The 21453-nt window shown below is 68.9% G+C and carries 19 protein-coding genes; 5 read left to right on the top strand and 14 right to left on the bottom strand.

Annotated elements, in window-relative coordinates:
* Positions 1–75: 75 nt before the first annotated feature.
* Positions 76–1827 (bottom strand): FAD-dependent oxidoreductase, encoded by a 1752-nt coding sequence (locus N5K27_RS22330; protein ID WP_279818945.1) that lies wholly within the window; start codon positions 1825–1827, stop codon positions 76–78.
* Positions 1824–2678 carry a rhodanese-like domain-containing protein gene (locus N5K27_RS22325; RefSeq protein ID WP_176400781.1) on the bottom strand — a complete coding sequence of 285 codons (855 nt, stop codon included), beginning with the start codon at positions 2676–2678 and terminating at the stop codon, positions 1824–1826. Before N5K27_RS22325 ends, N5K27_RS22330 begins: the two co-directional genes overlap by 4 nt.
* Positions 2679–2902: 224 nt before the next feature.
* On the opposite strand from N5K27_RS22325, the gene N5K27_RS22320 reads away from it, so the two are divergent.
* Together N5K27_RS22320 and N5K27_RS22315 are read left to right on the top strand one after the other, a co-directional pair.
* The gene (locus N5K27_RS22320) at positions 2903–3886 is read left to right on the top strand and encodes a tripartite tricarboxylate transporter substrate binding protein (protein ID WP_165963065.1); all 984 of its coding nucleotides are present in this window, start codon (positions 2903–2905) and stop codon (positions 3884–3886) included.
* Positions 3870–4787 (top strand): helix-turn-helix transcriptional regulator, encoded by a 918-nt coding sequence (locus N5K27_RS22315; protein WP_279818941.1) that lies wholly within the window; start codon positions 3870–3872, stop codon positions 4785–4787. Before N5K27_RS22320 ends, N5K27_RS22315 begins: the two co-directional genes overlap by 17 nt.
* Here the strand turns inward: N5K27_RS22315 and N5K27_RS22310 are convergent.
* From N5K27_RS22310 to N5K27_RS22300, 3 genes are read right to left on the bottom strand one after another with little or no spacing between them, the layout of a single operon-like run.
* Positions 4784–6109, bottom strand: a complete 1326-nt coding sequence (locus N5K27_RS22310) for a replication-associated recombination protein A (RefSeq protein WP_087839841.1) — start codon at positions 6107–6109, stop codon at positions 4784–4786. The two genes, N5K27_RS22315 and N5K27_RS22310, sit on opposite strands and share 4 nt — an antisense overlap.
* A 17-nt stretch (positions 6110–6126) precedes the next feature.
* Positions 6127–6804, bottom strand: a complete 678-nt coding sequence (gene lolA / locus N5K27_RS22305) for an outer membrane lipoprotein chaperone LolA (RefSeq protein ID WP_087839842.1) — start codon at positions 6802–6804, stop codon at positions 6127–6129.
* 35 nt (positions 6805–6839) lie between these two features.
* The gene (locus tag N5K27_RS22300; RefSeq protein WP_087839843.1) at positions 6840–9182 is read right to left on the bottom strand and encodes a DNA translocase FtsK; all 2343 of its coding nucleotides are present in this window, start codon (positions 9180–9182) and stop codon (positions 6840–6842) included.
* Positions 9183–9362: 180 nt separating this feature from the next.
* On the opposite strand from N5K27_RS22300, the gene trxB reads away from it, so the two are divergent.
* Both trxB and N5K27_RS22290 read left to right on the top strand, forming a co-directional pair.
* Entirely contained in the window at positions 9363–10319 is a 957-nt protein-coding gene (trxB, locus tag N5K27_RS22295; protein WP_279818934.1) for a thioredoxin-disulfide reductase, read from the top strand.
* Positions 10320–10551: 232 nt separating this feature from the next.
* Positions 10552–11169, top strand: a complete 618-nt coding sequence (locus N5K27_RS22290) for a Smr/MutS family protein (RefSeq protein WP_279818932.1) — start codon at positions 10552–10554, stop codon at positions 11167–11169.
* Positions 11170–11181: 12 nt separating this feature from the next.
* On the opposite strand, the gene cysW is transcribed toward N5K27_RS22290, so the two are convergent.
* From cysW to N5K27_RS22255, 7 genes are all read right to left on the bottom strand, one after another.
* The gene (gene cysW, locus N5K27_RS22285; RefSeq protein ID WP_087839845.1) at positions 11182–12042 is read right to left on the bottom strand and encodes a sulfate ABC transporter permease subunit CysW; all 861 of its coding nucleotides are present in this window, start codon (positions 12040–12042) and stop codon (positions 11182–11184) included.
* A gap of 130 nt (positions 12043–12172) precedes the next feature.
* On the bottom strand, positions 12173–13006 hold the full coding sequence (gene cysT / locus N5K27_RS22280; protein WP_087839846.1) for a sulfate ABC transporter permease subunit CysT: 834 nt from the start codon (positions 13004–13006) through the stop codon (positions 12173–12175).
* A gap of 120 nt (positions 13007–13126) precedes the next feature.
* A complete protein-coding gene (gene cysP / locus N5K27_RS22275; RefSeq protein ID WP_087839847.1) occupies positions 13127–14143 on the bottom strand; it encodes a thiosulfate ABC transporter substrate-binding protein CysP in 1017 nt (338 codons plus the stop codon).
* A gap of 147 nt (positions 14144–14290) precedes the next feature.
* Positions 14291–14629: a P-II family nitrogen regulator gene (locus N5K27_RS22270; RefSeq protein WP_124688498.1), complete on the bottom strand. Its 339-nt coding sequence runs from the start codon at positions 14627–14629 to the stop codon at positions 14291–14293.
* Between the two features lie 78 nt (positions 14630–14707).
* Entirely contained in the window at positions 14708–16768 is a 2061-nt protein-coding gene (locus N5K27_RS22265; protein ID WP_279819119.1) for an NAD(+) synthase, read from the bottom strand.
* 78 nt (positions 16769–16846) lie between these two features.
* Positions 16847–17980: a GNAT family N-acetyltransferase gene (locus tag N5K27_RS22260; RefSeq protein ID WP_279818923.1), complete on the bottom strand. Its 1134-nt coding sequence runs from the start codon at positions 17978–17980 to the stop codon at positions 16847–16849.
* Positions 17977–18753 (bottom strand): LytTR family DNA-binding domain-containing protein, encoded by a 777-nt coding sequence (locus N5K27_RS22255; protein WP_279818920.1) that lies wholly within the window; start codon positions 18751–18753, stop codon positions 17977–17979. The genes N5K27_RS22260 and N5K27_RS22255 overlap by 4 nt, the downstream gene beginning before the upstream one ends.
* A gap of 22 nt (positions 18754–18775) precedes the next feature.
* Between N5K27_RS22255 and argH the strand changes: the two genes are divergently transcribed.
* A complete protein-coding gene (gene argH, locus N5K27_RS22250; protein WP_279818917.1) occupies positions 18776–20197 on the top strand; it encodes an argininosuccinate lyase in 1422 nt (473 codons plus the stop codon).
* 36 nt (positions 20198–20233) lie between these two features.
* Here the strand turns inward: argH and N5K27_RS22245 are convergent, their stop codons facing one another.
* Both N5K27_RS22245 and N5K27_RS22240 read right to left on the bottom strand, forming a co-directional pair.
* A complete protein-coding gene (locus tag N5K27_RS22245; protein WP_279818914.1) occupies positions 20234–20563 on the bottom strand; it encodes a DUF192 domain-containing protein in 330 nt (109 codons plus the stop codon).
* Positions 20564–20567: 4 nt separating this feature from the next.
* The gene (locus tag N5K27_RS22240; RefSeq protein ID WP_279818911.1) at positions 20568–21437 is read right to left on the bottom strand and encodes a type II secretion system F family protein; all 870 of its coding nucleotides are present in this window, start codon (positions 21435–21437) and stop codon (positions 20568–20570) included.
* Between the last annotated feature and the right edge of the window lie 16 nt (positions 21438–21453).

The raw sequence follows: 21453 nt of genomic DNA, 5'->3' as shown, positions 1-21453 counted from the left end.
AAAAGGTCGCCCCGGCGGGCGGCGCGCGAGGCGGCCCGGCCGGGGTATTCCGATTTTAGCCTCCCCGGCCGGCCTTCACCCCACGGGGGCCTCTTGTCCGGGCAGGCTTGCTGCCGCCCGGGTGTCCGGCTCCAGGGTCAGCAGGCGCCGGAGGGTGTCGCGCAGCGCCGGCCCGGCGGCGCCCCCGGCCTGCGCCGGCAGGCGGCGCGCGACGAATCCGTCGGGCCGCACCAGCACGGCGCCGCCGTCCGCCACCGGATACAGCCGGCCGAACTTGGGTTCGTCGGCCCGGTAGTGGCCCTCGGGGCCGATATGCACGACGCGCAGGGCCACGCCCAATTCCCGGCCCACGGCGCGGGCGGCCTGGGTCCAGGCCTGGACATCGCGCTGCACGACCAGCGAGAAGGCGGTGCCCCACAGGTCGACGGTGGACAGCCGCCGGCCGGCGGAGTCGTACAGCCAGACGTGGGGGGCGCGCACGCCGGGCACGGTGCTTTCCTCGTAGTGCTCCAGGGTGGCGCGCGGCGGCTGGTCGCCGTCGCGGATCACGGCGGCGGAATCGTAGACCGTGCCGAGCTGGAAGCCGGTATGCAGCACGCTGTTGTCGCCGTGCGGCGCGACGCATTCGCGCAGGAAGGCGACGGCTTGCGGGCTGAAGGTCCCGTGCAGGCTGACGCCGGGCTCGCCCACGGCGATGGCCGCCGCGATGGCCTGGAAGTTGAGCGAGTTGTAGGTGGCCGCCTTGACGGTAAGCAGGGCCTTGCCCTTGCGCTCGACCTCGTAGGTGTCGAGCAGCGTGTCGGGCGCGGCGCCGCGCAGCACCAGGCCCAGCTTCCAGGCAAGGTTGTTGGCGTCCTGCACGCCGGTGTTGGCGCCGAAGCCGCCCCAGGGCGAATGCCAATGGGCCGCGTCGCCCGCGAACAGGACATTGCCTTCGCGCCACTTGCGCAGCAGGCCCGTGGTGTAGTCGAAGCGGTAGACGCGGACGATCTCGACGGGCAGCTCGGGCATGCCCAGCGCGCCGCGTATCCGTTCGAGCAGGGCTTCTGTATCGGGCAGCGGATCCTCGTCGTGGCGAAAGCTGTAGCGCCACAGCCCGGTATCCGGGTGCTTGCTGCCGAACCAGCCGGCATAGCGCGGATCCAGCACGAAGGAATGGAAGTAGCCGTCGCGCCCCAGGGTATCGTCCAGGTCGGCGCGAAACTCGGCCAGCACCTGGTTGCCGAAGGTGGGCCCATGGTCCTCGCCCCGGCCGATGCGGTTGCGCACGAAGCTGCGGGCGCCGTCGCAGGCCACGAGATAGCGCGCGCCGACCTCGCGCAGCAGGCCCGATTCGAGTTCCTTCACCGACAGCCGCACGCCGCGGCCCAGGTCCTCGACGTCCACCACCTGGGTGCCGAAGTGCAGCGCGACGCTTTGCCAGGCGGCCGCCTGGTGGCGCAGCGCGGCCTCGTAGTCGGAGGCCGGGACCTTGCGCGGATAGACGGGCGCGAGCTGCGCCCACTTGTGTTCGTATTCCGCGTCGGTGCCCAGCGAGGAGCGGACGTCGGCCACCGGGCCCTGGGCGATGCGCACGTAGAAGCCCTGGCCGTTGGAGCGGGGAATGGACCACCCCTTGCCTTCCAGCAGTTCCCAGACGCCCCATTGCCGGTAGAGCTCGGCGGTGGAGGCATGGACGTACTGGCCCTTGGGCAGCACGGTGGTGCTGGGGCGTTTCTCGAACAGCGCGACGCGCAGCCCTTCCCGGCCCAGCAGATAGGCCAGCGCGAGGCCGACGGGGCCGCCGCCGCAGATGGCGACGTCGACCTGGACCGTTGCCCCGTTCATGCCCGCTCTCCCACCGCGCTGCGGCGCATGCGTTCCGGGTCCTTGTTCCACTCGGACCACGATCCGACGTACAGCCGGGGCCGGATGCCGGCGTCGGCCATGGCCATGGCGACCAGGGCGGACAGGACGCCGCCGCCGCAGTACACCACGGCCTCGTCGCCGGGCTCGAGGCCGGCCTGCGCCAGCAGGCGGGCCCGTTCGCCGGCGGGCCGCAGCCGGCCCGATGGGGTCCAGAACTCGGAGGCGGCCAGATGCCGGGCGCCGGGAATATGCCCGGCCAGGTAGGATGCCTCGTCCCGCGCATCGACCAGCACGGCGCCGTCCGGCAGCCGCTCGACCTCGTCCACCTCGATCTGCGGCAGATGTCCTCCGGCCAGGGACAGGACTTCGGGCAACCGGCGCCGATGGGGTTCGTCGCCGCGCGCCAGCGCGCCGCCGGCGGCGATCCAGGCCTTCAGTCCGCCATCGAGCAGGAACACCCTGGCGAGTCCGGCCCAGCGCAGTACCCACCAGCCGCGGGCGGCCAGCGCCGGGGTCGGGCCGTAGACGACGATCTCGGTGTCCCGGCCGACGCCCCAGTTCCTCAGGGTGTCGGCCAGTTGCCCAAGGCCGGGCAGCGGCAGGTTGCCGCTTGCCGGGGTGGGTTCCGCCGCGAATGCATCGCGGATCTGGCCATGGACGGCACCGAAGATGTGGCCGTCGCGGTACGCGCGGTATTCGATCTCCGGGTCGCCCAGGCGGACATCGACGAACAGCCTGTCGTCGTTCGGGCGGGCCAGCAGGTCCTCGGCCTGCACGAAGGCCGGCTCGAATGCGTGTCCGCCGCGAACCGATACGTGAGTCATATCCATAGTTGGAAAAGTCATTGGCATGTTGTTGGAAACGGCCCGAGCATTGTTGGCGAGCGCCCGGCCCGGGGCGTTACCGCCCGCTGAACAGCGGGACCGGACACGAATGGGGGTAAATGCTGCCCACCTGTTCAGTCCAGGGTAAGCCCGCCGCGGCGGCCGCTCCTAGAATGAAACCGCCCCATACGGCCCCCGCCCGACCAATCTCCAGGAGACAACGACAAGTGGTGCCGCTCCGCCTTCTCCAGACCCGCCCTCACGCCTGGGTGGCCGCCGCCCTGCTTGCGCTATGGCTGCCCCAGCCGGCCACCGCCCAGCCCTACCCCAACCGCCCCATCAAGGTGGTGATGGCCTGGAGCGACGGCTTTCCCGCCAACTCCACGCGCCTGTTCGCCAAGGAGTTGTCGGAACGCTTGAAACAGCCCGTCGTGGTCGAGATCCAGCAGGGCGCGGGCGGCGAAGTGGCGGCCCGGCACGTGAAGAACGCCGCCCACGACGGCTACACGCTGCTGGCCACGGGCACCTCGGTCACGACCTCGTGGGCGCTGCGCCCGGGCAACGTCGATCCGGGAGTCGACCTGCAGCCCATCGCGCAACTGGTCGCCACGCCGTACGTCATCGTCTCGCGCGCGGGCGCCTACGCCGATTTCGACAAGTTCCTGGAAAGCGCCCGCAACAGCCGGAAGAAACTCAACTACGCGTCGCCCGGCGTGGGCTCGGGCATGCACTTCCTGGGCGAGATGATCAAGACCTCGGCCGGCATCGACATGGTCCACATTCCCTACGCCTCGGGCGCGCGCCAGTTGCAGGCCCTGCTGGCGGGCGACGTGGACATCGCCATCATTTCGCTGGTGACGGCGCTGCCGCAGATCAAGATCGGCAAGCTGGACGCGCTGGCGGTCAGCACCGCGGCGCGCAGCCCGGAGCTGCCGGCGGTACCGACGCTGACCGAGAAGAAGCTGCGCGGCGTGCCCGCCATCTCTTCCTGGATCGCGCTGTTCGGCCCGGCCGGCCTGCCCGCCGATATACTGGATGCGCTGTCCTCGCAGATCACCGCCGCGGCGGGCAACGACGACGTGCGCAAGCTCGTCGCCTCGTGGGGCGCCGAAGTCCCGGACACGCGGCGGACCAGCCTCGAACACGTCGTGCAGACCGAGAAGGCCCTGTGGTCGAAGGTGGCGAAGGAGAAGAATATTGTCGATCCCAACTGACGCCCACGAGTCGCCCCACCTTTGCTATTGCGGCGGGGACTACGGCCGGGTCTCGGTCATGGCGTCGGGCGTCGAGCTGGCGGACCACGCCCGCGACTGCGTGCAGGTATTGGTGAACATGCACCAGGAACCGCTGCCGGTCCGCCTGAACGGCGGCCTGCACCGCCTGGACCAGTTCCGCGCGCTGGTCATCCATCCCCGGCAGACCTATGCCATCCCGCCCGCGCCGGGACGCGCGCGGCATCCGGGACAGGTCGGATCCATCCTGATCAAGGCCTCGCCGCTGTTGAACGACAGCGCCGGGCCCGTCGGCCATGCCGGGGACGACGATCCGGTCGACATGATCACCCTGCCCGGCCCGCTGCGCGCCGACGCCATGCAACTGGTGGCGGAACTGTTCCGCGCCGGCCCGGACCCCCGGGCGGTGTCGCAGGGCGTCCGAACCCTGTACCAGGCGGCCGTGGTCCGTTCGCTGGAAAACCGGACGCCCCACCCCGCCCCCGACACGTCAGCCCAGGCCAACAGCCTGGAGGAACGCGTGGGCCGCGATGCCCGCGCCGGCCAGTTGCGCGACCTGGAAGATTTCGCCGCGTTCCGGCGCGGCGCGGGCGCCTATGGCGTGTCCGAGCGCTACTTCTACACCCTGTTCCGGCGGGCGACGCGGATGACGCCCCGGGCCTACTACAACATGCGGCGCCTGGACGCCGCCTTCGCGCTGCTGGCCGGCGAAGCGAAGAGCATCTTCGAGATCACCTACGATCTGGGCTTCAGCGCCCCGCCCCACTTCACGCGCTTCATGAAAAGCAACACGGGCTGGACGCCGTCGGAGTACCGGCGCCGGGTGCGGGGGATGCCGCCATCGCTACGGCCGCATTTCGCCTGCGGCGGCGCGGCCGCCTAACCCTTCTTCGCTTCCTTGTCGAGCTCGCGCAGGAAGGCGAGCTTCTGGCCGATCTTGGCTTCCAGCCCGCGGTCGGTGGGCTGGTAGAACTTCGCGCGCAGGCCGTCCGGGAAGTAATCGACGCCGGCCGCGTAGGCGTGCGGTTCGTCGTGCGCGTAGCGGTACTGCTTGCCGTGCCCCAGTTGCTTGAGCAGCTTGGTGGGCGCGTTGCGCAGGTGCATGGGCACGGGCGCGCTGCCGTTGTCGGCGGCGAAGCGCCTGGCCATGTTGTAGGCGTTGTAGACGGCGTTGGACTTGGCGGCGCAGGCCAGGTAGACCACGGCCTGGGCCAGCGCCAGTTCGCCCTCGGGCGACCCCAGGCGTTCGTACACGTCGGCGCCCGCCGTGGCGATGTCCAGCGCGCGCGGGTCGGCCAGGCCGATGTCCTCGACCGCCATGCGGATGATGCGGCGCGAGAGATAGCGCGGATCCGCGCCCCCATCCAGCATGCGGCAGAACCAGTACAAGGACGCATCCGGATCCGAGCCGCGCACGGCCTTGTGCAGGGCGCTGATCTGGTCGTAGAAGGCGTCGCCGCCCTTGTCGAAGCGGCGCAGGTTCTGCGACAGCGCGGTCTCCAGCCATTCGGCGTCGACCTGCGTGCGCCCCGCCCCGCGCGCCGAATCGGCCACCACCTCGACCGCGTTGATGACGCGGCGGGCATCGCCGTCGGCCCAGGCCGCCAGTTGCTCCTGCGAGGCCTCGTCGAACTCGATGTCGCCCAGCATGGCGATGGCCTTGGCGATCAGTTGCCGCAGTTCGTCGGCGCTGAGCGATTGCAGCACGTAGACCCGCGCCCGCGACAACAGGGCCGAGTTGACCTCGAAGGACGGGTTCTCGGTGGTGGCGCCGATGAAGGTGAACAGGCCGCTTTCCACATAGGGCAGGAAGGCGTCCTGCTGGGCCTTGTTGAAGCGGTGCACTTCATCGACGAAGAGGATGGTGCGGCGCCCCTTCAATTGCGCCGCCTGGGCGGCCACCACCGCGTCGCGGATGTCCTTGACCCCGCCCAGCACGGCCGAGATGGCGATGAACTGGGCATCGAAGGAGTTGGCCATCAGGCGCGCCAGCGTGGTCTTGCCCACGCCCGGCGGCCCCCAGAAGATCATCGAATGCGGCCGCCCCGACTGGAAGGCTACGCGCAGCGGCTTGCCCGGGCCCAGCAGATGGCTCTGCCCGACGACCTCGTCCAGCGTGCGCGGCCGCAGCCGCTCGGCCAGCGGCGCGGCGGCGTCGGGCACCTTGGCGGCCGCGGGCGTGTCGTCGGGAAACAGATCGGACATGGGTGGAAAGACGTGGATCAGCGGCCGCCGGCCGGCGCCTGTCCGCCCATGCGCACGACGTCCACGCCGGCGGGCGCCGTGAAGCGGAAGCTGTCCTGCGGCAGCTGCGGATTGCGGGCGATGCCGCTGAAGGTGATGGCCGTGGTCTGGCCGAAGGCGTCCAGCAGTTCCAGGCGGGCCGGCAGGCCGTCCTTGAAGGCGATGTCCACGCGCGAGAAACCGGCGTCCGGCGTCTTGGGCGTGGCCCGCAGCCACTGCAGGCCGTCGCGCTCGGGCTGCTCGGCCACGTTGAAGGATTGCTCCAGCGATCCCGATCCGAACAGGATCTGCGCCGGCGAGGACCCGATGGCCTGCCCCACGTCCCGCACGGTGACCTGGCTCAGGTCGGGGTCGTACTGATACAACTGCTTGCCATCCGAGACAATCAGTTGTTCGTAGGGCTTGGCCACTTCCCAGCGAAAGCGCCCGGGGCGCTGGAACGAGAAGCTGCCGGACTGAGCCGGCGCCGCCTGCCCCGACGCCCCGCGCGTGACTTGCGAGAAACTGCCGCGCGCGGACTGGGTGTTGCTGGCGAAGGCGTGCAACTGGTCGATGGCGCCCGCCAGCGCGGCGCCCGGCAGGGCCAGGGCCGCGGCCAGCCCGGCGCCGGCGGCGGCGCGGGCCAGGAAGGCGGTGGTCTTGGAAACGAACGTCATAGGGGACTCTCCGTAGCGCAGCGCGGCAGGACCGGTCATTCGTCCTGGCTGGCGGGGGCGAGGATTTCCCGGTTGCCGTTGGACTGCATGGCGGAAACCATACCCGAACGCTCCATCTGTTCGAGTAAGCGGGCGGCACGGTTGTAACCGATGCGCAGGTGGCGCTGCACCAGCGATATCGAGGCGCGGCGGTGCTTGAGCACCACTTCCACGGCCTGGTCGTACATGGGGTCGGACTCCGCGTCGCCCATGCCGGTCACGCTGCTCAAGCCATCGCCGGTCTCGCCCTCGATGGAGCCTTCCAGGATGCCTTCCTCGTAGTTGGGCTCGCCCTGCGCCTTCAACTGCTCGACCACCCGATGCACTTCGTCGTCGGTGACGAAGGCGCCGTGGACGCGGGTGGGCAGGCCCGAGCCCGGCGGCATGTACAGCATGTCGCCCTGGCCCAGCAGGGCTTCCGCGCCCATCTGGTCGAGGATGGTGCGCGAATCGACCTTGGACGAGACCTGGAACGAGATCCGGGTCGGGATGTTGGCCTTGATCAGGCCGGTGATCACGTCCACGCTGGGCCGCTGGGTGGCCAGGATCAGGTGGATGCCGGCGGCGCGGGCCTTCTGCGCCAGGCGGGCGATCAGTTCCTCGATCTTCTTGCCCACCACCATCATCAGGTCGGCCAGCTCGTCGATCACCACCACCACCATGGGCAGCGGCTGGAGCGGCTCGGGCGAATCGGGCGTGAGCGAGAACGGGTTGGGGATGGGTTCCTCGCGCTTGATGGCGTCGTGGATCTTGGTGTTGTAGCCGGCCAGGTTGCGCACGCCCATCTTGCTCATCAGCCGGTAGCGCTTGTCCATCTCGGCCACGCACCAGTTCAGCGCGTTGGCGGCCTGGCGCATGTCGGTCACGACCGGCGCCAGAAGGTGCGGGATGCCCTCGTAGACGCTCATTTCGAGCATCTTCGGATCGATCAGGATCAGGCGCACCTGGCTGGGATCGGCCTTGTACAGCAACGACAGGATCATGGCGTTGATCCCCACCGACTTGCCCGACCCGGTCGTGCCCGCCACCAGCAGGTGGGGCATCTTGGCCAGGTCGGCCACCACCGGCTTGCCGGCGATGTCCTTGCCCAGCGCCATGGTCAGCACCGACGAGCTGCCGTGGTAGGTCTGCGAGCCCAGGATCTCGGACAGCTTGACGGTCTGGCGCCGCAGGTTGGGCAGCTCCAGGCCCATCAGGTTCTTGCCGGGTATGGTCTCGACCACCCGGATGCTGACCAGGCTCAGCGCCCGCGCCAGGTCCTTGGCCAGGTTGACGATCTGGCTGCCCTTGACGCCCACCGCGGGCTCGATCTCGTAGCGGGTGATGACCGGCCCGGGCTGGGCGGTGACCACGGAGACCTGGACGCCGAAATCGGCCAGCTTCTTCTCGATCAGGCGCGAGGTGAACTCCAGGGTCTCGGTGGAGACGGTTTCCTGGGTCGGCGGCGGCGGATCGAGCAGGCTGAGGGGCGGCAACTGGCTGTCGGTGATCTCGGCGAACAAGGCCTGCTGCTTTTCCTTCTCGACCCGCTCGGACTTGGGGACGACCGTAACCGCCGGCTCGATGCGCACGGGTTGCTCGTGGACCAGCTTTTCCTGCTTGGCCACCACGACCTCGGCGCGGGCCTGCACGGCCACCTCGCCCACCTTGCGGTCCTCGCGGGCCTGCCAGGAATTCCTGGCCCCGCGCAGCCCCAGCTCCAGCCAGGAACCGATCTTCTCGGCCACCACCAGCCACGAAAAACCGAAGAACAGGCTGGCGCCGATGGCGAACAGGACCAGCAGCAGCAGGGTCGCGCCGGTGTAGCCGAACGAGGACGAGGCGTACTTGGCGATGCTCTCGCCTATCATGCCGCCGCTGCCGTGCGGCAGGGATTCGCCGAAGGACCGCAGGCGCAGCGCCTCGAGGCCGACCGAACCGATCATCAGGGCGCAAAAGCCCAGGCCCTGCTCCCAGCGCACCCGCTGGGGCACGTCGGCGTCGGAGCCGCCGCGCAGGAACTGGTGGGCCAGGCGCAGGTAGCTGGCGTAGACGCGCTGCAACAACAGCACCACGAACCACCAGGCCGAGGCGCCGATCAGGAACAGGATGAGGTCCGCCAGCCAGGCGCCGAAACGGCCCCCGCTGTTGTGGACGTGGTCGATCTGCACGGCATGCGACCACCCCGGGTCGCCCGAGTTGTAGGTGGCCAGCACCAGGGTCAGATAGACGGCCAGGGCGGCGAACAGGATCCAGCGCGCCTCGCGGAACAGGCGGGACAGGCGGCCGGGCAAGGCACCGGACGAATTGCCGGTGTTCTGCGAATTGCGGGTATTTCCCGCGGTAGCGGTACGTGCCATGGGCTGATTATAAGTGGGCGGCGCCCGGTCAAGCTCCCCCGGGGCTATCGCAGCCATAGAAATATACAATTCCGTTCTCCCGCCCCCCGGCAGGCTCCAGGGTTGAAAACGCGACGGGGCGGGATCACCTATGATGACGGTTGCAAATCGGGCGCACGACGCCAGGAAATTGTTGAGATCATGAGCCAAGACAAACACGCCAAAGTCCTCGTCCTCGGGTCGGGGCCGGCCGGGTATACCGCCGCCGTCTACGCCGCCCGGGCCAACCTGTCGCCCATGCTGATCACCGGCGTCGAGCAGGGCGGCCAGTTGATGACGACGACCGAGGTGGACAACTGGCCCGCCGACGTCAACGGCGTGCAGGGACCGGAGCTGATGCAGCGCTTCCAGCAGCATGCCGAGCGTTTCAATACCGACATCGTCTTCGACCACATCCATACCGCGCACCTGGACCAGCGGCCGTTCAAGCTGGTCGGAGACTCGGGCACCTACACCTGCGACGCGCTGATCATCGCCACTGGCGCCTCGGCCAAGTACCTGGGCCTGCCATCGGAAGAAAACTACAAGGGCCGCGGCGTCTCGGGCTGCGCGACCTGCGACGGGTTCTTCTACAAGAACCAGGACGTCGCCGTGGTCGGCGGCGGCAACACGGCCGTGGAAGAAGCGCTGTACCTGGCCAACATCTGCCGCACCGTCACCCTGATCCATCGCCGCGACAAGTTCCGCGCCGAACCCATCATGGTGGACAAGCTCAACGAGAAGGTCCAGGAAGGACGCGTGATCCTGAAACTCTTCAACGAGCTGCAGGAAGTGCTGGGCGACGACTCGGGCGTAACCGGGGCGCGGCTGCGCAACAACCAGACCGGCCAGACCGAGGACATCGCCGTCACCGGGGTCTTCATCGCCATCGGCCACCAGCCCAATACCGGCATCTTCAAGGGCCAGGTGGAGATGAAGGACGACTACATCATCACGCGCAGCGGCCTGAACGGGCTGGCCACGATGACCTCGGTCCCCGGCGTGTTCGCCGCCGGCGACGTGCAGGACCACGTGTATCGCCAGGCCATCACCAGCGCCGGCACGGGCTGCATGGCGGCGCTGGACGCCCAGCGCTGGCTGGACGGCGAAATGGTGTAGCCCCAAGAGAAGCCCACCCCCTACGCCCTTTGGGCGCCCCCTCAAGGGGGCGGCACTGGCGGACCGGCAAAGCCGGATCCGCGGCGCCCTGGATCAAGGCAGACAAGTGGTGTCTCGTACCAAGAAGATCGACACAGACCCAGGATGCGGTGGATCCGGCTCCGCCGGTCCACCCGCATCGCCCCCTGGGGGGCGCGCGAAGCGCGTAGGGGGGGGCCTGTCCAGTCTAAAGGTGTTGCAACGGGAGTTGCAGGAGCAGCGGCTGGCGGCAGAAGCGGCTGAGCGGGAAGCGCGGCAGCGGGCGGAGGAAGCCCGGCGGGCGGCGGTCGAGTTTCGGGCGCTGGTGGGCGGGGTGGTGCCGCTGAAGGACACGGGCAGGATCGATCCCTCGCCGGTCGCGCCTGCTCCCCTGCCCTACAAGCGCTGGGAAGACGAATCCGAGGTGCTGCGGGAATCCATTTCCGACGACTATGGCGCCGACTGGCTGATCGATACCGACGACACGCTGTCCTACCGTCGCACCGGCCTGGGACAGGACATCGTGCGCAAGCTGCGGCGCGGCCAGTGGACGGTGCAGGCCCAGCTCGACCTGCACGGCCACCGGGTGGAAGAGGCCCGCGAGGCGCTGGGGGAATTCCTGCGCGCCTGCGTGCGGCAGGAGATGCGCTGCGTGCGCATCATCCACGGCAAGGGACTGGGATCGAAGAACCGCACGCCTATCCTGAAGGAAAAGGTGCGGCGCTGGCTCGTGCAGAAGGAAGAAGTGCTGGCCTTCGTCGAGGCCCGGGCCAACGACGGCGGCTCGGGCGTGGTGCTGGTGCTGCTGCGAGGGCCGGACCGGCCGGCCTGACCCGGACGGTTTTCAGCGCTTGGTCATCGCCTCGGGCGAGAAATGCGCCGGCGTGTCGTCGCGCCGCTTCTGGCGCCACTCCATGATGGTCTTGAGCAGCAGCGTCAGCATGGCCATGCAGGCCAGCAGCGCCGCGGCCGTGAAGGCGGCGGCGGTCTTGTAGTCGTTGTTGAGCTGTTCGACCAGCAAAGGCAGCGTCAGGGTCTGGTTCATGATGGTGCCGGACACCACCGACACCGCGCCGAACTCGCCCACCGCCCGGGCATTGGTAATGACGATGCCGTAGAGCAGCGCCCACTTGATGTTGGGCAAGGTCACGCGCCGGAAGATCTGCCAGCCGGAGGCGCCCAGCGACAGCGCCGCGATTTCCTCGTCGGCGCCCTGGGCCTGCATCAGCGGGATCAGGATGCGGGCCACGTAGGGCGAGGTCACGAACACCGTCACCATGATGATGCCGGGCCAGGCGAACATCAGCTGGATGTCATGGCTGTACAGCCACTTGCCCAGCGTGCTTTCCAGCCCGTAGACGACCAGATAGCACAGGCCCGCCACCACGGGCGAGGTCGCGTAGGGGATGTCGACCAGGGTGGTCAGCAGCCGCCGGCCGAAGAAATCGTAGTGGGTCACGCACCAGGCCAGCAGGATGCCGAACACCAGGTTGATCGGCACCGTCGCCAGCGTGGTCAGCACGGTCAGGCCGATCGCGTGCTTCATGAAGTCTTCATCCAGGTTCTGGGCCAGCAGGCTCCAGCCGCCCGACAGCGCCTGCGAGAAGATCAGCGCCAGCGGCACGACCAGGATCAGCACCGTCAGCACGATGCCCAGCGCGATTAGCAACCATTGATGGACGAGAGTGGGCCGTTTGTTGGTCATGGGCAGTCGTGTCAGTTATCCATAAGGCCAGAAGGCCCCGCCCGACCCAGGACGCCGCGGATCCGGCTCCGCCGGTCCGCCAGCGTCGCCCCCTTGAGGGGGCGCGCGAAGCGCGTAGGGGGTGGGCTCATCATCGGCGTAGCAGTCGTCCCTGGACGACTTGCAGCAGGAACAGCAGCAGCAGCGAGGCGATCAGCACTACCGAGGCGATGGCGGCGGCGGCGGGATAGTCGAACTCCTGCAGGCGCACGAAGATCATCAGCGACGTGATCTCGGTCTGGAACGGGATGTTGCCGGCGATCATGATGACCGCGCCGAATTCGCCCAGGCTGCGGATGAAGGCCTGCGAAGCGCCGGAGATCAGCGCCGGCACCAGGCTGGGCAGCAGCACGCGCCAGAAGGTCTGCCAGCGCGTGGCGCCCAGCGTGGACGCGGCCTCCTCGAATTCGGGCTCGAGGTCTTCCAGCACGGGCTGGAGCGAGCGCACGATGAACGGCAGGCTGGTGAAGATCATGGCCACCACCAGCCCGGGGTAGGCGTACGAGATCTTGATGCCCAGGGGCTCGAACCAGCGCCCGAGCCAGCCGGTGGGCACGAACAGGGCCGACAGCGTGATGCCGGCCACCGCCGTGGGCAGCGCGAACGGCAGGTCGACCAGCGCATCGATCAGCCGCCGGCCGGGAAAATCGTAGCGGGACACGATCCAGGCCAGCACGAAGCCCACGCCGGTGACGATGACGGTCGAGTAGAACGCCCCCGACACCGTGATCTTGTAGCTCTGCACCACGCGGGGATCGGAGATCGCCCGCCAGTACTGCGCCCAGGTCATGTCGCCGACGTACAGCAGCAGGGCCGACAAGGGCACCAGGATGACCAGGCTGAGGAACAGCACCGAAAAGCCGAAGCTCGGTACGAAACCGGGCAGGACCGGCGGACGACGGAAGAAACGGAAGGACGGATTCACGGCGTAGGCGGCGGGATCGGGGCGGAAGCGAAGAAGCGCGGCCCACCTGCGGGGTGGCCGCGCCTTGCCGGGAAGGATTGTACGGCACCGGCACCGGCCCCGGGACCGGCGCCGCCACGATCAGCGCTTGGCCAGCAACTGGTCCAACACGCCGTTGGAACCGAAGTGATTCTTGGTGATGTCATCCCAGGAACCCAGCACCTTGGTCGGGTCGATCAGGCGCACCTTGGGATAACGGTCGGCCACGACCTTGGCGACGTCGGGATGGTTGACCCGGTAGTTGAAGGTGGTCAGCAGCAGCTGGATCTCGCGGGTGTACTGGTAGTTCAGGTATTCGGTGGCGAGCTGGCGGGTGCCCTTCTCGTCCACGACCTTGTCGACCACGGCCACGGGGAACTCGGCCAGTACGGACACCGGCGGCACCACGACCTCATAGCCGCCCGCCTTGAATTCCTCGCCCTTGGCGATGTTGATCACTTCCGACTCGAAGGTCAGCAGCACGTCGCCCTGCCCGTTCTGCGCGAACGCCACGGTCGCGCCGCGCCCGCCGGTGGGGAAGTTGACGACGTTGTGCAGGACCTTGCCGACGAACTGCTTGATTTTCTCCTGGTCGCCGCCGAACTTCTCGTTGGCGTACAGCCACGCGCCCAGGTAGGTATAGCGCGCGTTGCCCGAGGTCTTGGGGTTCGGGAACACCAGCTTGACGTCGTCGCGCGCCAGGTCGTCCCAGTTCTTGACGTTCTTGGGGTTGCCCTTGCGCACCAGGAAGGCGATGGTGCTGTAGTACGGCGAACTGTTGTTCGGGAAGGCCTTCTGCCAGTCCTTGCGCAGCAATCCGCGCTGGGCCAGGATGTCGACGTCGGGCACCTGGTTGAAGGTCACGACGTCGACCTTCTTGCCCTGGATGATGTCCTGCGCCTGGCGCGAAGTGCCGGCGAACGACTGGTCGATCTTGATGTCGTGGCCGGTCTTGGTCTTCCAGTACGCCTGGAACTTGGGATTGACCGCGGCGAACACCTCGCGCGCAACGTCGTACGAGGCGTTCAGCAGCGGCTTGTCCTGGGCTTGCGCCGTCCCCGTCACTGCCGTGAGCAGCGCGGCCGACGTGGCCGCGAGCACGATGATCTTCTTGAACATGAAACGGCGTCCTTCTTCTGACTATGTGGATGCGAGAGACGTAAACGTAACAAATCCACATATGTCATCAAACCATATATTCATCATTTCTTTATTCTTGTGAGAAATATATGGCGGACGCCGGGGGCGGCAATGGCCGCCCGGACGTCAGACCGCGGCTTCGCCGGTCTCGCCGGTGCGGATGCGGATGACCTGCTCGACGGGCGTCACGAAGATCTTGCCGTCGCCGATCTTGCCCGTGCGCGCCACGCGGATGATGGCCTCCACGGCCTGGTCGACCAGTTCGTCGGCGATCACCAGCTCGATGCGGATCTTGGGCAGGAAGTCGACCACGTATTCGGCGCCGCGATAGAGCTCGGTATGTCCCTTCTGGCGGCCGAAGCCCTTGACCTCCGTCACGGTCAGACCATTGACGCCGACCTGGGCCAGTGCTTCGCGGACCTCGTCGAGCTTGAACGGTTTGATGATGGCGGTGACTTGCTTCATGGCTGGACCTTTGTCGAGATGCTGGCGGGAATGGCGAAGATGCGATGACTGGGATTGTAGCCGGCCGGGCGCCGGCCTTCAGGCGTCCGGCGGAGTATCGGGAACGTTCGCAAGGTCGGCCTTCCAGACGATCTCTTCGGAATCGCTGGGGGCGCGCCAGTCGCCGCGCGGCGACAGCGAACCGCCCGAGCCGACCTTGGGCGCGTTGGGCACGCACGAACGCTTGAACTGGCTGGTCTTGAAGAACCGGTGCACGAAGATGCCCAGGTTGCGCTTGATGGCGGCCAGTTCGTACTGGTTGCGCGGCACGTGCGCTTCCTCGGGCCAGTCGCCGCGCTCGCGGTCGTGCCAGGCGGCCAGCGCCAGGAAGGCGACCTTCGACGGCGCGAAGCCATAGCGCAGGATGTAGTACAGGTTGAAGTCCTGCAGCTCGTAGGGCCCGATGAACTGTTCGGTCCGCTGCGCGGGCGCGCCGTCGGTCTTGCCCGGCACCAGCTCGGGACTGATCTCGGTGCCCAGGATGTCCAGCAGCACCTGGCTGCCGTCACCCACCTTGCCCGTCTCGGCCACCCACCGCACCAGGTGGGTGATCAGGGTCTTGGGCACGCTGGCGTTGACGTTGTAGTGCGACATGTGGTCGCCCACGCCATAGGTGCACCAGCCCAGCGCCAGTTCGCTCAGGTCGCCGGTGCCGATGACGATGGCGTTGTGGAAATTGGCCAGCCGGAACAGGTGGCTGGTGCGCTCGCCGGCCTGCACGTTCTCGAAGGTGATGTCGTAGAGTTCCTGGCCCGAGGCGTACGGATGCCCGATGTCCTTGAGCATCTGCGCGCAGCTGGGCCGGATGTCGATCTCCATGGCCGTGCAGCCGACCACGCGCATCAGCGCGCGCGCCTGCTGCAGGGTGCGCCCGCTGGTGGCGAAGCCCGGCATGGTCACGCCGATGATGTTGGCGCGCGGCAGGTTCAGGCGATCCATGGCCTTGGCGCAGACCAACAGCGCGTGGGTCGAGTCCAGTCCCCCGGACACGCCGATCACCACCTTGTCCATGCCGATGGCGGACAGCCGCTGCACCAGCGCCTGGACCTGGATGTTGTAGACCTCGTCGCAGCGCTCGTCGCGGCGCCGGCGGTCGGCCGGCACGTAGGGAAAGCGCTCGACCTTGCGCCGCAGCGCCAGGGGCTGGTCCACGGCCAGGCCGATCTCGAAGGCAGTCGTCCGGAAACGCTCGGTCTCGGCCTTGTGGCGCAGCACCGACTGGCCGAACGTGGTCTGCCGCATGCGCTCGTGCGACAGGCGCTCGAGATCGACATCGGCCAGGATGAGATGCGAGTCGTCCAGGAAGCGGCCGGACTCGGCCAGCAGCTCGCCGTTCTCGTAGATGATGGACTGGCCGTCCCAGGCGAGGTCGGTGGACGATTCGCCCCGCCCTGCCGAGGTGTACAGGTAGGCCGCCAGGCAGCGCGCCGACTGCTGGCTGACGAGCTGGTGCCGGTATCCCGACTTGCCCACCACGATGTTCGACGCCGACAGGTTCACCAGCACGCTGGCCCCCGCCAGTGCCGCGAAGGACGACGGCGGAATCGGCACCCACACGTCCTCGCAGATCTCGATGTGGAAGCGCAGCCCCGGCACGTCGGCCACCTCGAACAGCTGGTCCGGCCCGAAGGGCGCCCGTTGTCCGGCCAGCTCGACGTGGGTGGCCACCGTGGCATCGCCGGCGGTGAACTGGCGGGCCTCGTAGAACTCGCCGTAGTTGGGCAGGTAGGTCTTGGGCACGACGCCCAGGATGCGTCCGCGCGCCACCACCACGGCGCAATTGAACAGGGAATGGTTCACCCTTAGCGGCAGCCCCACGATGAGCGCGGCCGGCAGCCCGGCGGACTCGGCCACGATGTCGCCCAGCGCCCGTTCGCAGGCCTCCAGCAGCGCGGCCTGGTGGAACAGGTCGTCGCAGGTGTAGGCGGAAAGCCCCAGTTCGGGGAAGGCCACCAGCGCCGCTCCCTGCGCGGCCGCCTGCCGCGCCAGGTCCAGCGTCTGTGCCGCGTTGAACGCGGGGTCGGCCACCCGGCAGCGGGGCACGCCCACGGCCACCCGCGCGAACCGGTGCGCGTAGAGGTTGAAGAAATTGCCTTTCATCGTGTAAGTCAGCGCCAAGGAGTAGCTCACATCATAAGGCCGATGGCCCGCCGACGTCCCGGCAGCCACCCTGCCCGGTCAATCGGCCGGGGCCTTGAAGGGCGAGTGCGACTCCAGTTCGTCCAGGTACCGGTTCATGCCACGGGTTTCGCGGTCCAGGAAATCGGCGATGGCGGCGGCGAAACGTTCGTCCGCCACCCAGTGCGCCGACCAGGTCGGCACCGGCAGCAGGCCGCGCGAGATCTTGTGCACGCCCTGGGCGCCCCCTTCGAAATGGGCGATGCCGTGGGCGATGCAATAGGCGATGGCCTGCAGGTAGCAGGTCTCGAAGTGCAGGCCCGATACGAAATCCACGCAGCCCCAGTAGCGGCCGTACAGGGTGTCGCCGGCGGCCACGTTCAACGCGCAGGCGACCGGCTCGCCGTGCCGCTCGGCCATGACCAGCAGCAGCGCCTCGGGCATGGCGGCGTGCAGCGCCTGGAAGAAGGCCGGTTTCAGGTAGGGCGAGGACCAGTGGTTGGCATAGGTGGAGGCGTAGCAGCGATAGAAGAACGCCAGGTCGTCGGCGGAGATGGCCGCGCCGCGCAGGTGCCGAAAGCGTATGCCCGCCTGCTCGACCTTCTTGCGGTCCTGGCGGATCTTCTTGCGCTTGTCGTGGTTCATCGCGGCCAGGAAGGCGTCGAAACTGTCATAGCCGTCGTTGCGCCAATGGAACTGGACCCCTTCGCGCAGCATGTACCCCGCCTCGCGCAGCGCCCGCAGGTCGTCGTCGCGGGGAAACAGCACGTGCAGCGACGAGACGCCCGCCTGCCGCGCGACCTCGATCGCGGCGCGGGCCAGCAGCACCCGGTCCTCGTGGGCCGCCGCCAGCAGGCGCGGGCCGCCCACGGGCGTAAACGGCACGGCGCACAACAGTTTCGGGTAGTACGGCAGGCCATGGCGCTCGAAGGCTTCCGCCCAGGCCTGGTCGAACACGTATTCGCCCCGGGAATGGGACTTCACGTACAGCGGCATGGCACCCACGAGCTTGCCCGCCCGCCGCAGCACCAGGCAGGTGGGCTGCCAGCCCGTGCGCCGGACGGCGCAGCCGGTGGCGTGCAGGCCGTGCAGATAGGCGTGCGCGACGAAAGGGTTGCCGGCGGCCAGGGCATCCCAGGCGGCCGGATCGAGGGTGCCCAGGTCGTCGATCAATTCGACGGCGGTATCGGTCAAATCGCCTCCGGGGAAAGGGACTGGGCCGCACGGCCTTGCGGCAGGCAGCGCCGCACCAGCGGCCAGCGCCGGCGCGCCACCGCGATGCGGTCGGGCACGCCATGCAGCAGCAGTTCCCAATAGGGATCGGCATCGCCCCCGGTAAGTTCCGGGGTGACCAGGCGCGCGCCGGCGATGGCCGAGCGGGCCACCAGCGCGTTGCGATGGGCCTGGATGAAACGTTCGGGGAAAGCGCGCGACAGGTCGGCCAGCGCGCGATCGGTCAGGAATTCGCCCTGGCGGGTGCGCAGGCTGACGTACTTGCCGTCGGCGCGCAGGTAGAGCACTTCTTCCACCGGCACCGCGACCGTGCCGTCTCGCCCGTGGGCCATCAGGGCGTCCGGCGATGGGCTGGTGCCCAGCGCTTGCCGCAGCGCCTGCTCCAGGCGGTCGATGCGTATCGGCGGCACCAGCAGGTCGCTCGCGCGCAGTTGCTCGGCCTGGGGCAGGCTGTCGAGCGAGGGCAGGAGCAGCACCAGCCGGGGCCCCGACCGTTCCCAGGCCCGGGCCAGCGCGTAGCCCTGGGCGTCGGGCAGGCCCAGGTCGAGCAGCGCCACGCCGGGAGCCGGATCCGCCCGCCGCGCCTGGTCGGCGCCCACGGCGGGCGGCAGCAGATGCAACGGCAGGCGCCTGGCCAGCGTCCTGAGCTGCGCCGACAGGCGGCGGCAGAACGCCGCGTCCCGCCCTACCACCAGTACCCCGGGCGAGCCCGTTCCCGATACAGTAACCGCCATAACCCGCTTTATAATCCGCGCCATGTCCAAATCGACCGACCCCCGCCCCCAAGACCAGTTCGCCAAGAAGGCCGAAGCCTGGTCAGCCCGGTTCTCCGAACCGGTGTCCGACCTCGTCAAACGGTACACCGCTTCGGTGGACTTCGACAAACGCCTGGCCAAGTTCGACATCCAGGGTTCGCTGGCGCATGCCGACATGCTGCATGCCGTCGGCATCCTGACCCAGCAGGACCTTGCCGACATCCGCCGCGGCATGGCCGCCATCGAAACCGAGATCGACGCCGGCCGCTTCGAATGGCTGCTCGACCTGGAAGACGTCCACCTGAACATCGAGCGCCGCCTGACCGAACTGGTGGGCGACGCCGGCAAGCGCCTGCACACGGGCCGGTCGCGCAACGATCAGGTCGCCACCGACATCCGACTGTGGCTGCGCGCCGAGATCGACACGCTGACCGACCTGCTGCGCCAGTTGCGCCACGCGCTGGCCACGCTCGCGCTGCAACACGCCGACACCATCCTGCCCGGCTTCACCCACCTGCAGGTCGCCCAGCCCGTCACCTTCGGCCACCACCTGCTGGCCTATGCCGAAATGTTCGGCCGCGACGCCGAGCGCCTGGCCGACTGCCGCAAGCGGGTCAACCGCCTGCCGCTGGGCGCCGCCGCGCTGGCCGGCACCTCCTATCCCATCGACCGCGAGCGCGTGGCCCGCACGCTGGGCTTCGACGGCGTGTGCCGCAATTCGCTGGACGCGGTGTCCGACCGCGACTTCGCGATCGAATTCTGCGCCGCCGGCGCGCTGGTCATGACGCACATCTCGCGCCTGTCGGAAGAGCTGGTGCTGTGGATGAGCCCGCGCGTGGGCTTCATCGACCTGGCCGACCGCTTCTGCACCGGCAGCTCCATCATGCCGCAGAAGAAGAACCCCGACGTGCCCGAGCTGGCGCGCGGCAAGACCGGCCGGGTGAACGGCCACCTGGTGGCGCTGCTGACCCTGATGAAGGGCCAGCCGCTGGCCTACAACAAGGACAACCAGGAAGACAAGGAAGGCCTGTTCGACACCGCCGACACCGTGCGCGACACCCTGCGCATCTTCGTCGACATGGCCGGCGGCATCCAGGTCAAGCCCGAGGCCATGCGCGCCGCCGCGCTGCAAGGCTTCTCCACCGCCACCGACCTGGCCGACTACCTGGTCAAGAAGGGCGTGCCCTTCCGCGACGCGCACGAAGCGGTCGCGCTGGCCGTGCGTGCCTGCGTGGAACGCGGCTGCGACCTGGCCGACCTGTCGGTGGACGAGCTGCGCGCCTTCCATCCGCTGGTGGGCGAGGACATCCACGCGGTGTTGACGCTGGAAGGCTCGGTGGCGTCGCGCTCGCACATCGGCGGCACCGCCCCGGCCCGCGTGCGCGAGGAAGCGCAGCGCGTGCTGGACGAGACGCGCGGCTGACGTCCGCGGGAAGAGTGAGCCGGCGCCGCACCCGCCTCATGGGCCGGACCGCATCGGCGTCGATGCGCGGCGCCGGCTCACTCTTATCCCCTGCCTCCATCCCAGCCTCGCGGCTTCTCCGGCCGCCAGTTCGAGCACGCCCCACGCGCGCCAGCAACAGGCCGCCCGGCCCGGGCGCAATGCCGGCACGATGCGCAGCACCCTGCCCCGCCGGTCCACGAAGACGACATCGATGGGCCAGGACATGCCCACGGTGTGAACCGCCCGGCAGGGCACAATCCACAGGCCATCGCCCGGCGCCGGCGGGACTTGCCCCAACCATCCGCGCAGGCGGCCCAGGCAGCTGGTCGCGCGATGCCAGGCCATGCCCCTACCAACCCGTATCCATGAGCTTGACCGCGATCGGAAAGCCGATCACGACGAAAGAACACGGAAAGATGCAGGCGATCAGGGGCAGCAGCATCTTGACCGGCGCCTCCAGCGCCAGGCGCTCGGCGCGCAGGAAGCGTTCGGCCCGACGCTGGTCGGACTGTGCGCGCAGGATGGGAGCGAGGTTCATGCCCAGCGCGTCGGCCTGGGCCAGCGTGCCGGTCCAGGCCCGTATCTCGGGAATCTCCAGGCGTTCGGCCATGTCCTTGAGCGCGCGCGTGCGCGGCACGCCGGTGCGCACGTCGCCCAGCACGCGGCGCAGTTCATCGCGCAGCGGCCCGGGCGGCCCTTTCTGGACCGCCTGCTGCAGAGCCGCGCCCACGTGCAGGCCGGCCTCGACGCACAGGGTGGTCATGTCCAGCACGAATGGCAGGGCCCGCAGGATGTCCCGCCGCCTGCGGCGCACCCGGTCGCGCAGCCAGAGACGCGGATAGGTTCCGCCCGCCGCCGCGCCCGCCGCGGCCCAGGCCGCCAGGGCGGGAAGCCCGGACCACGACGACGCCAGCAGCGCGGCGGCCAATCCACCGGCGCAGGCGCACAGCACCTGCGCCCCCAGGATGTGCACCGGTGCCAGGCCATGGCGCAGGCCGGACCGGACCAGTTGGGACTCGATGCGGCGCCGGCCCTGCCACGAAAGCCAGGGCCGGCCATAGTGGGCGGCCGCCGAGACCAGGGGCCAGGCCAGCCGGAAGGCGCGCGGCGGCGCCTCGGCCGTCCGGTCCGGCAAGGGGGGCGGGTCGATGACCAGCAGGCAGGCCAGGACCGCCAGCGCCGCCACGGCCAGGCCGATCAGCAGCGCGGTCATGTCCATGCCGGCCTCGTCGCGT

Origin of the sequence: Pigmentiphaga sp. GD03639 (assembly GCF_029845405.1) — a bacterium.
Classification (GTDB): Bacteria; Pseudomonadota; Gammaproteobacteria; order Burkholderiales; family Burkholderiaceae_B; genus Pigmentiphaga; species Pigmentiphaga daeguensis.
Note: the sequence above shows the minus strand (reverse complement) of the source record. Positions and strands in the feature narration are given on the sequence as shown.